Source organism: Maribellus maritimus (assembly GCF_022267315.1).
Classification (GTDB): Bacteria; Bacteroidota; Bacteroidia; order Bacteroidales; family Prolixibacteraceae; genus Draconibacterium; species Draconibacterium maritimum.
In genome coordinates, this window is sequence record NZ_JAIKLE010000045.1 from 1 (window position 1) to 16,049 (window position 16,049).

The window sequence follows — 16,049 nt, forward strand, 5'->3', positions numbered from 1 at the left end:
ATATGGTAATAGAAATGCAACCCGAAACCATAATGTCAATAACCGGAAACAAACACTACCTAAAAATTTTCAATGCGGCATTTTGTATTTAAAATAGTATTACCGCTTCCTGTAATGAAAGTTCAGTGGTATGTTCGTCTTTACCGCCCAGGCATTCGCCGTATAACAAGAATCGTTATCGGGTGATCACTTTGACCGTTTTTTCCACCAAGGCAAATCAACCTCGTTAATTCTGAACTTTTTCCAGTTGTACTTCATAGATTACCGGTCCGTCAGTATCAATAGGATTAATAAAACCGGCCTTCAAAACAGCCGTATAATTGCCCGGTTTTTCAATACGAATCTTTCCAAAACGGTTTATAAATTCAGGCCTGTAGGCTGAACGAATATGACTTATTTGCACTTTTCCCTTAATTGTTCCGGACACTGTCTGATTATCAATTGTAAAGAAGAGCTTATTAAAGTCATTATTATTTTGATATATTGACTCCCATCTCTTTTTGTAACTTTCATAGCTTCTCACTGTTGATACGCTTATAACATTTACATGAAATAATCCCGGTTCTGTAACAAAAAAATCCCATTTTAGATAATCTTTAGTGCTATTCCAGTTTTTCGTGGCAAAATAGGGCCAGTTGTTTGTATCTATTACTCCATCCATTCCTGAAATCTGTAAATTTCCATTATCTCCAATGACTTCTGCCATACCTGCCTGTAAAATTATATTTCCCGAACTCATCTGTCCTGGTCGATCATTTACTTGTAGCTGCCCTTTTATCTTTACCTTAAAAACAGGAAAAATTTTCTCCTTCCAATTATCTGGAACTTTGATTTTTAATTCCGGCAAGTCCAAATCCTTTACTTCCCTGTATTCATAAGGAATTGAAACTTCATTATGGATATCAGTAACTTTAATCACCTCGCTTTTAAGCCCATAAAGTGTTATGGCTTCCATACATTTATCCAAAAGCACAATATATAGAGCGTCTTTCCCTGTAGTAACACGAATACCATCCATTTCCTGAAACCAGGGACTTGGACCATTTTTGTATATTGCTTCTCCGTTTTCAATAACCCATTTACCAATTTCCTTTAACCGATCAACACTTTCCTCAGGGATTGATCCATCATCCTTAGGTCCAATGTTCAAGAGATAGTTAATATTTTTTGAAGATAAATCAATCAGTTGGAGAAGCATATCCTCTCGTGATTTCCAGGCACTGTCAGCACAATGAAAACCCCAGGTATGGTTCATGGTTGCAGGGCATTCCCAAACTCCGTCAAGTACTCCGGGGGGAATCTGGTTATCTCCCATAACTCCATAATCACCCAGGCCTGCCCCTATTCTTGTGTTAATGAGGCAAGCCGGCTGTATTTTTTTCACATAATCATAAATATCTTTAGCCTGTTCTTTTGAGATATCGCCCGGAGTATCGAACCATAAACAAAATATTTCGCCGTAATTTGTGAGTAATTCTTTGAGTTGAGTTTTAACCTTCTTGTCAAGATAAGTCTGAAGATTTCTGTTCGCGTCATTTTTATCCCAGTCCCAATTGTTTCCATACTTATCAACCGAGTGATATTCATCCCAATCCCTTACATGAGAATAATACAGACCTAATTTAATACCCTGGTTTTTACACTCTTCACTAAGTTCCTTCAGAATGTCCTTCCCGTAAGGTGTGCCGTCCTTTATATTGTAATCATCATAATCGGAGTCGAACATGGCAAAACCATCGTGATGTTTGGCGGTAAAAACGATGTATTTCATCCCGGCTTGCTTTGCCAAAACTACAATTTTATGGGCATCAAAATTATACGGATTAAATTTCTTTGCCAGCTGACGGTATTGTTCCTTTGGTATAGACTTCAACCTCATGATATGTTCTGCAACCGTTCCCGAAGGTAATGTATCACCTTCCCAGATACCTGCAGGCAGCGCATAAAGACCAAAGTGGATAAACATTCCAAACCGGAGATCTGTAAATTCCTGTTGGCTCACGGTTTTAGTATGTTCCCTCTCTGATGGAACACAGGAAGACAAAACAATAAAGCAGATGCAGATATAATATAATTGCTTAAGTATAATCTTCATATAAAATCAGTTAATAGAAATCAATTTACAAACAGCCTTCGCTGTCCTTATTCCCACTTCTTTTTTCTGAACGGGATGAATATTGTGCAATTCACCCAAATCCTGAATATCTACCGATACTGTATAACTAGTATTTTGAGCAACAGTAGCCTGAACATCCTGAAGAATTTTCCAAACGTTCAGACTTTCGGTTGTGCCCGGATCATAAACTGGAAGCTGAATTATGGCAAACGGTAAATCAGGCTTGTCAAAGTGTTTTCTGTAGGAAGAAATAAGATTCTTCAGCCAAAAACGGTATTCAGTTGCCTGGCTTACATTGTCAGTATTACTTTCTCCCTGATACCAAACCACACCAGTAAGAGGGAGTTGACCAAACGGACGTATAAGTCTATTAAAAAGCGTTGCCGGAACAGCACGCCCCAATCCCCATTTTGCCAACCTGTGTTGCCCATATGGTTTCATGTCGTCTTCATCCTCTTTGGCAGCTTTTAAAACGAGTGGATCATTAACCAGAGTACTGAACCTGTTTCCGGTTTCGTTATCAGGGAACGCCTCTTCGGGCACCCATGCTTCAATTCCTGTTCCTCCCCTTGCTGCCACAAAAATACCTATCGGTTTCTTTCTTCTTCGCTCCATTTCAGCAGCAAAGAAGAAAGCCACTGCTGAAATACTCTGTACATTTTCGCTTGTGACCTTTTGCCATTGTTTGCCATTGAAGTAACGTATATCAGACGAAAATAAATCCTCTCCGGCTTCGATGGACTCTTTGGAAGATTTAACGTGTATTGCCATATTTGACTGCCCTGCACACAACCATATATTTCCTGAAAGCACTTCTTTTATAACCTTTGTTTCACCATTACAAACAAACACCATATCGGCGAAAATACCAGGTTTTACAGAAGGAAAATTTATTTCCCATAAACCATCTTTATCTGACTTGGTTGAAATTTTTATATTATCAAAACTGACCGATACCTCCTGAAATGGACCGCAACTTCCCTTAAGTATCCAGTTAGTCTCAGAAGGAAATATCATATCATCCGAAATCCACAGTGGCAAACTGAACTCTCGTGATATTTGTCCTTCCGATTTCTGAAAAGAAAAAATCAACAAAATAAAAGCAATGGCTAATACTCCAGCGTACTTCTTATTCAAAGCATTGGCAAGCATATTCTTCAACAATTAATTCTTCATATTATCACATTAGCAGTACCCTACCCATACAATCATTATCTAATTAGTGACTTACAGGTATCAAACTGATACTCTGGAAAGTAAATCCCATATTTCCATCCGACAGCTCTTGTGGTTCTAATGAAAGTGTATATTCTCCAGCCTTTTTAAGATTTATATTACCGCCATCTGTATGTATTTTTTTCCAATACTGGGTACGCTGGTTATATTCACTAAAATCTTTTTTAACAACAAACTCAACTGACTGACCCGATGTCTGTATTTTAACTTTATGTCCTCCCTGCCACAAGGGATTTCCATGAGAACCGGTTTCGGTTGAAACTAAATCAATTTTGTATTGTCCGGGTTCTTCTACTTTAAAATTCCATGTAAGATTTACATTTTCGTCCTTCCAGTCAGCGCCTCCCCCCCTTGCCGTAAATTTTAAATCATAAGGTTTCCCGTCCTTTCTGGCATCTGCCATTGCTCCATGTAATAAAACGCTTCCATCTACATTTTGGCAAATTTCATGTTCAACTTTTGCTTTTCCTTTTATTTCAAGAACAACGACTGAGACTGCCTCATCAGGAGCAGCATCCGGAAGTTCAATCTTTAAAGTATGATGTTTTAAATTCTTATTGTAAATAGATTTAAAAGGGAGTGGTGTTTGATTTGCATCGGATAACAAATATACCTTATTGACCTTGTTTTCAAGCCCTTCCAGATAAAAATCACCGGAAGGCCAGTCAAATATCCCCAGATAGAGTTTTCCGGATTTCTGTGTTATGTTTCCCCATTTAAATTCCACATTAAACGGGTTTGGAAGGGCTCCATATACCGATTCACTGTTTATTTTCATCCAGTCGCCTACATTGGCAAGTATATCAACCGATTCCTGCGGAATCAATCCTTCGGCGGTAGGACCTACATTCAGGAGGTAGTTGCCACCTTTTGCTGTAATATCAAAAAGAAGACGGGTAAGATCTACAGGAGATTTCCAATGATGATCATTCTTTTTATAACCCCATGTATTATTAAGAGTTGCCGGAACTTCCCAATCTCCGGGAACCACGGTTGCCGGGATTACATTATCACCTGTTGACATATAATCAGTTTCAACTCCTCCTCCTAATCTGCCGCTGATTATACATTCGGGTTGAAGTCTCCGTACTAAATTTTTCAGGCTTTGTGCCTGTTCTTTTGTTATACTCATGGGTGTATCGAACCAGATTAACCCCACCGGGCCATAATTGGCTAGCAATTCAGTAAGCTGAGGTTTTACTTTTTCCTCCAGATACTTCTGAAAGTTTCTTTCTTTCGGGAAATCCCATTCATTGTCTAGTCCGTTTGGTTCATTCCAGTCGCGCGATTGAGAATAGTAAAAGCATATTCTTAATCCCTGTTTATGGCATTCTTCAGCTAATGCTTTAATCACATCTTTTCCGTAAGGAGTTGCATCCACTATATTGTAATCTGAAGCGTCAGACTTAAACATAGCAAAACCATCGTGATGCTTCGAAGTGATAGTTATATACTTCATTCCCGCGTTTTTTGCGGTAGTTACAAAATCATATGCATTAAATTTTACAGGATTAAATTCTTTGGCAAACTGGCGGTACTCGGTAGCAGGTATCTGGGCCCGTTTCATAATCCACTCCCCTATTCCTTCAATTTCTTTTCCCTCCCATTCGCCGGCGGGTATCGCGTAAAGTCCCCAATGGATAAACATTCCGAAATGAGCATCGCGCCACCATTGCATTCTTTCGTTTTGACTTACAGACTGTGCCCCGGCAAAGTCTTTTATCCCTATAAGTAAAGCTATCAGAATTAATATCTTTTTCATTATTTGTAATTTTAAAATTGTATATTAGCTATTATTGATTTTTCCCTTCATCAGCACTCCATCTTCTCTTTTCTGTATTTTTTATTTCTTTCCATGATTTTCTATAATCTTTCATTACATCGGAAAACCAACTATCCCACTTCCGTGTCAGTTCGTTTACAATTTCAGGATGATTGGCAGAGAGGTCATACAATTCAGCAGGATCCTCGACTAAATTAAAAAGTTGTGGATTTAATGGAACAATATCTTTCCAATGTGGTATTACTGTATCGCATGGCATTTCCCAGTGTGGTTCCGTGGCTCCTTTCCAAACCGAAGGATTATCTTTATCTTCCTTTTTCATTGTTACCTTTATTCCAGGCCAGTATAATTTCCACTTTCCTTTTACTATTGCAGCATCGGAATGTGGCACCGGGTAATACCTGTTTTTTTGGAAGTACAAATCCCGGTCATAATTTGATTCATTGCTTTTCCCAAGCAAAATTTCGGAAATATCATGCCCATCGGTATTCTTAATTATGCCGGAAGTGTTATTTGTAAGGGATAGTAATGTGGGTAACCAGTCACAACCGTGCACAGGACCGGTAAATATTTTATTTTGAGGAAACTTCCCTGGCCATGAAACAATTGCAGGAACTCTTATACCCTCCTCGAGAACAATACCTTTTGTCCCAGACAGGCCTGCCTGATAACGCAAATTTTCACCAGTATTTTGTGCTCCGTTGTCACTAGTAAATACAATAATAGTATTATCACTTAATCCCAAATCTTTGAGTTCATTTACGACCATTCCAATTCCCCTATCCATAGACTCAATCATGGCGTAAAGTGTAGCCACCTTCTCATTGAACACTCCCTTCCCTTTCTCCATGTATTTTTTTACAAGTCTTTCGGGCGCCTGATATGGAATGTGGGGAGCATGATGTGCAATAAAAAGAAAAAATGGTTTTTCTTTATTCCTCATCATAAATTCAAGTGAGCTTTCTGTAATAACATCTGTTAGATATCTTCCATCGGAAGGGACATTGGTTCCATTTAAATCAAGATTCCAGCTCCAATAATCCTGAATACCATTCAGAAATCCGAAAAAATAGTCGAATCCTCTTTTATTGGGATGATATTGAAGATCATACAAACCGTTGTGCCACTTTCCTATCAAACCGGTAGAATAGCCTTCGCTTTTAAAATAATCTCCCATTGTTTTATAGGAAAGAGCAATCCGATCAATCCCCCTGTTGGATGAAACATCTATTGCCCCAGTCCGGTGATTATACATACCTGTTAATATTGCAGCGCGCGCCGGGGCACAAAGCGGGGCCGGGCTGTAATAATGAGTGAAAAGAATGCCATGATTCGCCAGTTTGTTAATTTCCGGCGTTTCAATGTATGGATTTCCGTAACACTGTAAATCTCCGTAACCTAAATCGTCGGCAAGTATAAATACGACATTGGGTTTCACCGGGCTTTTCTTTTCAGAAGAACAACAGCCTCCCAGCAAACAAAACAGTAATATACAAGATATTAATCTCATTGACCTGAAAGATAGTTTGCAATAGATTCCGAAGTATAAAGAAACCGGTTATAAACCCTGAATAATAAAATATCTCCTTTAAATTCAGACGAAAACCGGACTTTTGGATCACCGTTTACATCCCACATAAACGGATTAAATCGAGCATATCCAAATGGTCTCTCACCTCCATCCCACAAATCACCATTAATAACAAAAGTGAGCATTTTAGACTTTGCATCAACGTTTATTACAATATGATTAACTGTTTTGGGTATTATTACTCCGGATTCAGTTGACCAAATTAACGGCGTCCTGCCATCATCCATTAAAAATTCCAACGCTCCCGATTTTAGAATACTAATTTTAAGCCCATTGCCAATGTATTTTGCTGCATTTTGATAACCTTCGGTCTTTTCGCGACGGGTATCAAGTAACAGCTGGTCTTTTTTAAGATTGTCGGTTTTTAATTTAAATTCCAGAGAAAATCCATCTCCCTTGTATAAATTCCCTATCCCGGGCATTGAAAACTCTCTGCCCTGTTTACAGGATTCTCCTTTAAGATCCAGCACAAGCCCCTCTTTTGTCTTTTGCTTATTAAGCGCCTGGGTCCAAAGCATCTCAAGGTACTCCGCTGGTATTTTATGAATTCGTGCAATCGTCTTTTGTGTTTCTGTAAAATAGTATTCTCCTTCATCTTCAATCCAGTCGGGATAGGAAATCCCATTGAAATAGTTCATGTCATAAAGAAAAACTTCGGGTTGACTCCAGTAAATATATCCATCTTTTTCAATACCTCCCGCAAGCCAGGTTGGATTGCGGTTTCCAAGAGGATGGCTGCTGTAGTTTCGGGATCCGTTGTTATGAAAAAACATCGCATATTTCCCGTTACTAAATTTATAAATCTTGTTAAAACACCGCGGTTGTTTCATGAGCTTCCCACCGGGTGAATAACTAGCCCATTTCGGTGTTGTCCATGTGTGTCCATTGTCTCTGCTATAAACCTGGACATTATGTCCCTGATTGGTTCGATATACACAATACAGGCTTCCATCGCTTAACGAAACAATATTATGTTCATCGGCGACCTGTCCCTGTGGTGGGAGTAATCCTTTGTTTCCATCAGGGAGTGTTTCCCATTCTATTTTCTCAGGATCTTTTTCGTAAAGGATGTTTGAACTTTTCAAAATCGCCCCTGAACCGCTTTCCATAAATCCTTCACCAAAATTACCCACTTTTGAGAGTGGAAAATACACTGCATTTTCATGAACAATTGGCAAGGCCACACTCCAAAAAAATTGAATTTCTCCTTTATAAATATTTTTATCATCGATTTCGAAATTTCGTACAGGGACTTCATAGTGTTTTTCCGACCAGGAATATCCACCATCATCGGAATACTTCATCATCATTTTCCCGAATGTATCTACACGTTTTATCGGAACGCCTTTTGAATTCAGCACCTCACGTCGATTTTCTGAATTGTAAGTATAAAACACATAAATTCGTCCTGATGGAATTATTAAAGGAGTTATCCATGATGCTTCTGGTCCGGTAGCAGGTTCGATATCTATCAACGGACTCCAGGTTTTTCCTTTGTCCTTGCTAATTGTTGAAACAACATGTTGCCCTGGTTGCCCTTCATGACCGGCACCTGTAGTTAAAACAACCACCCACTCACCTTTGCTGTTTATCACGGAATAAGGTTGATCACAGTATCCCTCATCGGGGATAACAGCTACTGCATTTTCAATATTCCTCCAGTCTTTTTCCTGCGAATAAATATCAGTTGAATGTAACAGAAAAACAAAAAACAGTGCCAAACCAATGAAATTGTATATATGCTGTCCTCTCCTGAATTGCTTATTTTCCATTTTTTTCATTTTTTAGTTAGACAAATCCGAATAAATCTTTTACGAAACTCTATTGAACATCATCCAAATATTTTCCCAACAGAAACCTTTTCCGATCGGGATACCAAAGTATTGTTCTTCCCTGAAACTCAGTAATACTGGGATAGGTGCCAATTTCTGCCGACATTTTTGGAGGAACAGCAATATCATGCGTATTAAGCAGTTCCACCGGTTCACTAAACCAAACAGGTTGGTCTCCATCCTGTTTAAATTCCCCAACTGCATAATAAGTTGGATTTCGTACAATATTTGCAACATTTATATACCACTTTTTATCTGCCTGATCGTACCCAAGCCTTTTTCCGTTGTTATTATGAAAAACCAGAATAAAATTTCCATTGTCAAGTTTGTATAAAGGGCATGGCGACATTGGGTGTGGAATTCCCTTTCCATCATCTGAATATTTTAGCATTTTCGGTATTTCCCATGTTTTTCCGTTATCAGATGAAACTGAATAATAAACAAATCCAGTCATGTTTCGCATAACGGTAAATAACCTGCCATCGGGTAATAAAACTACCGCCGGTTCCTGAGCTACCGACATGTGAGGATATACAGGATTTTGAACTTCCAATCCTTGATCATTTTCAGGATACCATTCAATTTTTATTTTTCCAGGAGATGGATCTTCATCGATGTTTACAAATCGCATAAAATAACATCTCGAATCCGCATTTACCCAGTTCTTTTCGCTTTTCATGACAGTTTCTGATGTGATAAGGGTATATCCGGCAATCCACTTCCCTTCGTTGTCTTTAATTGGTTTCTGCCAAACAATCCAGTTCTTTGGATATTTTGCATCAGGATTATCGTATTTTGACCGGGGCATTTCAATTTCTCTGGGTTCCGTCCATGTATGTCCATTGTCATCTGAAAAGATACATCCCATTGTTCCGCTTCCCTGCCTGCTGTTATCATATATTTCGATTTCTTTTGTATAAAAAACGTATATTCTGCCATTTTCTGAAACGACAGGAAAACCCCAGCTAGCCTGCAGACCTCCCTTACCATATTTTGCGCCAACCAAATATTCAGGTTCTGACCAATTGATGGCATCCGAACTTCGTGCCAGAACGAGATGATTGTCGCCCCTACCTTCGACTGAACTTTGTGTCCATAAAGCGATAAGTTCTTCGCTTTTAGGCGCCTTAAACACAAGAAAATGCTCGTTATCCCCATTATAAATCCCGGAGCCTGTTGGGACAAAAACACAAATATCTGGATTGCTTCTTTTCCACTCAACATCCGGGTCCCCGAGTGGTATATCTTTACCATATTTCCCGAAAGGATACCCCATTTCAATAATTTCGTCCCTGCTAAAAAGACTCTTAATTCCTGATTTTTCCTTAATTTTATCCTGTTCAGTGTTTTTTTCTCCTATGTCGCAGGAAGAAATTAAAACAACTAGTACAAAAAGCAGAAATAAGTTACAATTCTCCTTTATTCTAATTTGAAATCTGATTTTTTTATCCATTACTAATTCTGTTTGTATTTTCACAAAACGAAACTATTTTTTCCCTTTCGTCAATGAGTAGTAGTTACCTATTGCTTCTGAGGTTGTAAGATATCTGTTATAAATTCTCAGCATTTTAACCGAGCCGTCAAAAGTAGGGGCAATTTTTAACTGCTTATTTCCATTGATATCTTTAATATCCGGGCTAAACCATGACCAGCCCTGCAAACGGTATCGTCCGCCGTCGCATAATCTTCCGTTTACTACAGACGTAATAAGATTTGCCTGACCATCCATTATAAAGACTACATGATTCTTTCCTTCCGTCACCATTCCAGGGTCAGTATCCCAAAAAATTTTTTGCTCCGCATCCTGCAAACTCAGGCCGATGGTTCTTTGGGGAGTTACTTTAATTGTTATTCCATTCCCGCTTTTATCGGTATTATCCAAAATGACCTGATTGGGTTTTAATTCATCACTATCAATGAGTATTTCAATTGAAACTGAACCGTTTCCCAAATCAGGAAGTTCAGGGGAAGGTAAATCCGTTTTGGAAGGAATATTATCTTTCTCAAATACCAACCCATTTGTTGTTACGTTTTTCATCAATTCCTGATTCCAAATCCCCTCCAGTAAATCCTTATTAATAAGATGAACCCTGGCTACGGTTTTTTGTGTTTCAGTTATCCAGTAATTTCCATTCTCTTCGATTAAATCGGGATAACTCATTCCGCGTATGTCCTGCGGACCATAGAGTAATACTTCCGGTTGCGACCATTTTATTTTTCCCTTAACTTCAATACCACCTGATATCCACACCGGGTTCCGATGTCCGGTATACCCCTTTATATTATTGTTGTGATGCCATAAAAGATATTTACCGTTTGAAGTTTTAAAAACCCTTGGACAAGCTCTCGGATTTTTTATAACCCTACCATCTGCATAAGTAGCATATTCCGGTGTACTCCAGGTTCTCCCGTTATCTGCACTGTAGGAATTTGCAGGGTATCCCTCACTGGTTCTGTACATACAATACAACCCGCCGTTATTCAGCGGAACAACATTATGCTCTTCCTGTGTAACTCCAAGCGGCGTGTAACTAATCCCTGTATTACCCTCGGGAAGAAGTTCCCAGTGAAGTTTGGCCGGATCCTTTTCCGTGTTAATATTATCTGATTTATATAAAAAACCTTCTCCCATATCCTGTGGATGAATACCCATTTTTGTAAAAGAAAAATACATGGATTTCTCGTGAGTGAAAGGTTTTGAAATTCCCCAAAACAATTGAACTTTACCATTCCATGGATTAATATAATCAACTGTGGTTTTTCGCATTGGAATACGGTATCTATTAGACCAGGTACGTCCATTATCATCGGAATATTTATAACAATACCAACCCAATTCTGTATTATGGTTTCTAACAACAGGTTCGCCATTCGGGTAATTTTTAATGGAATCCCCGTTAAAGGTGAAAAAAACATATATACGACCATAAGGAGTTATGTAAGGGATTCCCCATGATGAAGGTGGAGCATCCGACTCTTCAATATCAATTAGCTGCGACCAGGTTTTTCCCTGATCAGAACTTATAGCTGCTACCATATGCTGCCCCACCTGGCTTTCAGTGCCGGGGCCAGTGGTTAAGACACATACCCAATCGTTATTTTTTGCAACTATAACATAAGGCTGATCGGCATAATTTTCATCGGGGATAATTCCCTCAGCATTATCTATAAATCTCCAATCCGTATTATCCTGTGCATAAATAACTTCTGCCAAGCACAAAAAAATTATAAAAATTGCTGTTTTCATATTCATTTTTAAAAATTTCTTTTCGAAGGAAAGGCTATTCAAATGATTTCTATCATAGAACACCCTTTCCTGTAACTAACTAAACTATTTAAATCGAATTTCATTTAATTGCATTATCCTATATACTTTCCCCATATTTTACTAGCCTCATTTTCATCTTGTACCACTGTTATCACTGCCAGTCCTTGCGGTTGGAGGTTACTAAATATCCACTCCAAATCATTTTCCGGAATATCACCCCAAATAATTAATGGCTTATTTTCCATAATTTGAGTATATACAGATTGAAGTGATTCGGCAGATGGTCCACCGCTGTCGATATGTAATTCCAGTGCGGTAAAATCCATATTTACATAATATTCATATGGGAAATAGCCATTGGCATGCTGATGCATAATACACCCATCAAAAACATTTACAATTTGTTCGTCCCATTTTCTGATAAAGGTGTCATACAAATCGGGAGACAAAATTGCTGCAGCATCTTCCTGGTGCCATATTGTGCCTTTGGGAGCCCAGGCATTGTAATAAAACGAACCGATTCCCCCATAAAAATCAGAAATATGTTCAATCTGCATCTTTCCAAACTGAATCCAAAAATCCGTTAGTTTTTCTGCAACAGCATCTACCTCATCCGGTTTTTCAAGCATTGCAAAAATGAGGTTCTCTGTCCCATATAGTAACGACAACAAATCAGATATTCCACGCATACGGGTAGTTGCCAGTGGATAACGTCCGCTACTTCGTTCCGTCATTTGTTCAAGAAACTCAATAGCCTTTTTCACCCACTTATTTTCCAATGAGAACTCAGGGATACCGGCGGCTCCTCTAAAACCCGGTAGAGGCTCAGCATGAATCGAACCGGAAGAATAACTACTAAGGAGTATTGGACATCCAAGCGCGGCTTCGACCCAAGGGATTCCCCAATAAATGCTGGCACTCCAGATAAAATCGCCTCCACATTTTTCATGCTCCTCAAACAAGTAGTCGTAATCGTTTAAATATGCTTCAATACTAAAATGGTCTGGGGAAAGTACAGTTCTTTCGGGAATAGATTTTGCGGCCGGATACCTGTGCACCGGATATTCACTTCCCCAGAAAAATCCCAATAAAGACCGGTCGTTTTTACGAGCATAAAATAATTTGAATTGTTCTACACGTTCTTCTATATTTTTTTTCCAGTCGCTATTCATAATTAAACCAATTCAATTCTCTTTTGAATTCAGATTCAAAAAAAGCTCTTTACCTAAAAAATTACGATGGTTCCCGATAATTTCGGTATTCATTAGCGGTCTGTTATACACTCTCAAAATCTTTAAGGTGCCCTTGGGGCGAATTTGACCACTATTCAAATCACCCACCTCAATTTCTTTAAACGAAATATTTTCCAAATTCGATTTAAATCTGGTCCAGCCAAATTGCCTGAAGTCTCTGCCGTTACAAACGGTTCCATCTACTACGAATTGAATAATTTTAGGCCCATTGTCAACCGATACGGCAACACAATGTTCTCCGTAGGCATTTATTAGTCCGGGATCAGAATTCCATTTTTCTACATTATTCCCGTTTTCTATGATAATTTCCACGGAACCATATTCACCTGTTTGTAAAATAACATCTTTATTATCCTGAGTCTTTGCAGCAAACAGTACCTGCCCCGATTGTATGTCTGTCAAACTAATTTTAAAATCGAATGTAAAACCTGACTGATATTGATTCTTTTCAGTCTGAGGAATTTTGAATGTTCGACTTGTTTTATGATTTTTTTCATTCCATTGGGCAACCAGACCATCTTCAGTTAACGCATTTCTCTCTAATTGAGACCAGATTATATCAAAAAAACCATCAGGGACCGGATGACACCGTGCGTTCTCTTTATTTGTTTCAGTAATCCAGTATCTGCCATTCTGTTCAATCAAGTCAGGGTAACTCATTCTTATGTCGGGCTGCTCTTCATAAATTAATATTTCTGGCTGGCTCCAGATAATTTTACCGTCCTTTTCAACTCCTCCACTGACCCACGCCGGATTTCTCGAATTAAAATCTTTCCCTCCGTTGTTATGATACCAAAATAAATATTTACCGTTTTTACATTTCCAGATTCTCGGACATGCCCTTGGATTTTTAAGTTCTAATCCATTCACATACATAGGTGGAACAGGCAATGTCCATGTTTTTCCTCCGTCATAAGAATAGGATTCAGCAGGAAATCCGGAAACAGTGCGATGCATGCAGTAAATGGAACCATCATTCATTTGGAAAATATTTTGTTCGGCGTTGATTGGTCCCAAATCTGTGTTTTTTAAGCCATCCTGTGATTCAGGTAAATTTTGCCATTTCAGTTTTGTAATATCCCTTTCAGTGTTGATGTTATCGCATCTGAAAAACCAGCCTTCACTGTTGTCAAGCATATATTTACCAATTTTTGTAAAGGCAAACATCATCCCTTCATCCACATCAACCGGTTTGCCAATGCCCCACAGAATCTGAACTTTACCTGCCCAATCATTATCCAAATCGACATTTGTTGTACGAACATCTAAACGATATCTTTCTGACCATGTTTTTCCCTCATCGTCGGAATACTTGTAACAATACCATCCGAGCATGTCTTCGCGTATGTTTTTCCGGGTACCCAGGTCATGGATTCTATCTCCGTTATAGTCGTAAAAAACATAAACCCTTCCGTAATCAGTTAGATACGGCATTGCCCAGGAAGCTGACTCTTTACCTGGTTCTTCAATCCTTACCGGCTCTGTCCATGTTTTTCCCTGGTCATCGCTTAAACAACTTACAATATGTTGTCCCCCGCTTCCTTCATGCCCTTCGTTTGTAGTAAAAACACAAAGCCATTTGCCGTTTTCAAGAACCACAACATAAGGTTGATCGCAATAACCATTTGTATAAATAGACGTGCCATTTTTTGCATTACGCCAGTCTTTTGGCTGCGCCAGAATTGTATTTACAAAACCTGTTTGTATTAGGAGCAAGATTAATATAACTCTACCTGTGCTCATCTTTAACGCACAAATTAGCGGACAGAAAAAACAGAATTTTGTCGGTTGATTTGTTTTAATGATTTGTTTCATATGGTTGTTCTCCTTTATTTTAGCTCAAGCAATAACAGAATCGGATTTTCTCCGGGTTTCATATTGTCAATTAATTCAAATATTTCATCGTTTGTACATTTTGTCCTTCCGTTATCCAAAACCTCCAGAACATCCGCAATCTTTGTTCGGGGAATTTGAACAATAAAGTTGTTCTGATATACACCTGCTATTTCGATTTTTATACCACACTTACACGATGGATCAAGAAGCATGTTATATAGAGTTGAGCAGTTTGTCTCTTTATTGAAGATCCCAATATAATCACCATCTGTACTCGAAAAAGTTGTATACAGTATACTGTCTGATTCAAAATAATCTATATCATAAACATATTGAGATACATCTACGTCACCGCTAAAAAATGCACCGTAAATCTTATTGACAGGTAGAACCGGTTTAGGAAAAGTAAAAGTTGATTTTATGTCACATTTCTTTAGTCCGATTTCGTAGAGGGTGTTTGTTCCTTCCTTTAGAAACATCACATTATCACCTCTTTTCATCAGGGTTATTCTCTTATTTTGTAACGGCTGATTTTCTTTTTGATATTCAAAATATGTGTCTAAAAGTTTATCATTTTCGTCATATACGATGATCTCATCGTTAATATCTGATTCAGCATCTGATTGTATTGTATGTAAAACCACAAATACTTTTCCTGCCTTAACTCCATAAGCTATTTCTCCTGCCAGATAATTGATTGGGGTACTTTTTACAAATCTTCCATCCTCTTTAAAGAATACAAGTTTTTTTTGCTTTTGGTCAAGAAGACAGATATCTCCGGTCACAGGATGAATATCAAAATCGATAATACCGGAAAAACTTTTTGTTGAATTATTTCCACTACTTATTTTATCAATATAATCCCCTGCCTGGGAAAATATGAGAATCTCCTGCCTATTCTCCCAGTGATTAAGAACATAAATATGTTCGTTGTTAATAAGAACTTTCGTGATGACATTAATCTTTGATTCCTCAGCAGTTTCCAGTTTAACGATGGAATAATTGGAGATTGTTTCACTAAAAGTAGATTCACTTAGCTTTTGCATACTGAAATCAATATTACTTTCCTTGTTGCCCTTATCAACACACGAGTATAGTAACATAATCACTACAAAGAATTTGATTAGATTCTTT

10 protein-coding genes are annotated in these 16,049 nt (G+C 38.3%); all 10 read right to left on the bottom strand.

The window, feature by feature from the left end; translation table 11 throughout:
- Positions 1-226: 226 nt before the first annotated feature.
- Complete coding sequence (locus K5G00_RS25260; RefSeq protein ID WP_238769291.1) at positions 227-2,095, bottom strand: alpha-L-fucosidase; 1,869 nt, start codon at positions 2,093-2,095, stop codon at positions 227-229.
- A 6-nt stretch (positions 2,096-2,101) separates the two neighbouring features.
- Positions 2,102-3,268: a sialate O-acetylesterase gene (locus K5G00_RS25265; RefSeq protein WP_238769292.1), complete on the bottom strand. Its 1,167-nt coding sequence runs from the start codon at positions 3,266-3,268 to the stop codon at positions 2,102-2,104.
- A gap of 67 nt (positions 3,269-3,335) precedes the next feature.
- On the bottom strand, positions 3,336-5,114 hold the full coding sequence (locus K5G00_RS25270; protein WP_238769293.1) for an alpha-L-fucosidase: 1,779 nt from the start codon (positions 5,112-5,114) through the stop codon (positions 3,336-3,338).
- A gap of 31 nt (positions 5,115-5,145) precedes the next feature.
- Complete coding sequence (locus tag K5G00_RS25275) at positions 5,146-6,645, bottom strand: sulfatase-like hydrolase/transferase (protein ID WP_238769294.1); 1,500 nt, start codon at positions 6,643-6,645, stop codon at positions 5,146-5,148.
- The gene (locus tag K5G00_RS25280) at positions 6,642-8,498 is read right to left on the bottom strand and encodes a sialidase family protein (protein ID WP_238769295.1); all 1,857 of its coding nucleotides are present in this window, start codon (positions 8,496-8,498) and stop codon (positions 6,642-6,644) included. Before K5G00_RS25280 ends, K5G00_RS25275 begins: the two co-directional genes overlap by 4 nt.
- A gap of 49 nt (positions 8,499-8,547) precedes the next feature.
- Complete coding sequence (locus tag K5G00_RS25285; protein ID WP_238769296.1) at positions 8,548-10,011, bottom strand: sialidase family protein; 1,464 nt, start codon at positions 10,009-10,011, stop codon at positions 8,548-8,550.
- Between the two features lie 33 nt (positions 10,012-10,044).
- Positions 10,045-11,805, bottom strand: coding sequence for an exo-alpha-sialidase (locus K5G00_RS25290; RefSeq protein ID WP_238769297.1), 1,761 nt, complete (start codon positions 11,803-11,805; stop codon positions 10,045-10,047).
- Positions 11,806-11,918: 113 nt separating this feature from the next.
- Positions 11,919-12,998 (bottom strand): uroporphyrinogen decarboxylase/cobalamine-independent methonine synthase family protein, encoded by a 1,080-nt coding sequence (locus K5G00_RS25295; protein ID WP_238769298.1) that lies wholly within the window; start codon positions 12,996-12,998, stop codon positions 11,919-11,921.
- Between the two features lie 12 nt (positions 12,999-13,010).
- Positions 13,011-14,822, bottom strand: a complete 1,812-nt coding sequence (locus K5G00_RS25300; RefSeq protein ID WP_238769299.1) for a sialidase family protein — start codon at positions 14,820-14,822, stop codon at positions 13,011-13,013.
- A gap of 86 nt (positions 14,823-14,908) precedes the next feature.
- A complete protein-coding gene (locus K5G00_RS25305) occupies positions 14,909-16,018 on the bottom strand; it encodes a 6-bladed beta-propeller (protein ID WP_238769321.1) in 1,110 nt (369 codons plus the stop codon).
- Positions 16,019-16,049: the final 31 nt, after the last annotated feature.

Coding starts and splice junctions, on each gene's coding strand:
- K5G00_RS25305 (WP_238769321.1), bottom strand. CDS start 16,018: ATGTTACTATACTCGTGTGTTGATAAGGGCAACAAGGAAAGTAATATT.
- K5G00_RS25270 (WP_238769293.1), bottom strand. CDS start 5,114: ATGAAAAAGATATTAATTCTGATAGCTTTACTTATAGGGATAAAAGAC.
- K5G00_RS25260 (WP_238769291.1), bottom strand. CDS start 2,095: ATGAAGATTATACTTAAGCAATTATATTATATCTGCATCTGCTTTATT.
- K5G00_RS25295 (WP_238769298.1), bottom strand. CDS start 12,998: ATGAATAGCGACTGGAAAAAAAATATAGAAGAACGTGTAGAACAATTC.
- K5G00_RS25275 (WP_238769294.1), bottom strand. CDS start 6,645: ATGAGATTAATATCTTGTATATTACTGTTTTGTTTGCTGGGAGGCTGT.
- K5G00_RS25265 (WP_238769292.1), bottom strand. CDS start 3,268: ATGCTTGCCAATGCTTTGAATAAGAAGTACGCTGGAGTATTAGCCATT.
- K5G00_RS25285 (WP_238769296.1), bottom strand. CDS start 10,011: ATGGATAAAAAAATCAGATTTCAAATTAGAATAAAGGAGAATTGTAAC.
- K5G00_RS25300 (WP_238769299.1), bottom strand. CDS start 14,822: ATGAGCACAGGTAGAGTTATATTAATCTTGCTCCTAATACAAACAGGT.
- K5G00_RS25280 (WP_238769295.1), bottom strand. CDS start 8,498: ATGGAAAATAAGCAATTCAGGAGAGGACAGCATATATACAATTTCATT.
- K5G00_RS25290 (WP_238769297.1), bottom strand. CDS start 11,805: ATGAAAACAGCAATTTTTATAATTTTTTTGTGCTTGGCAGAAGTTATT.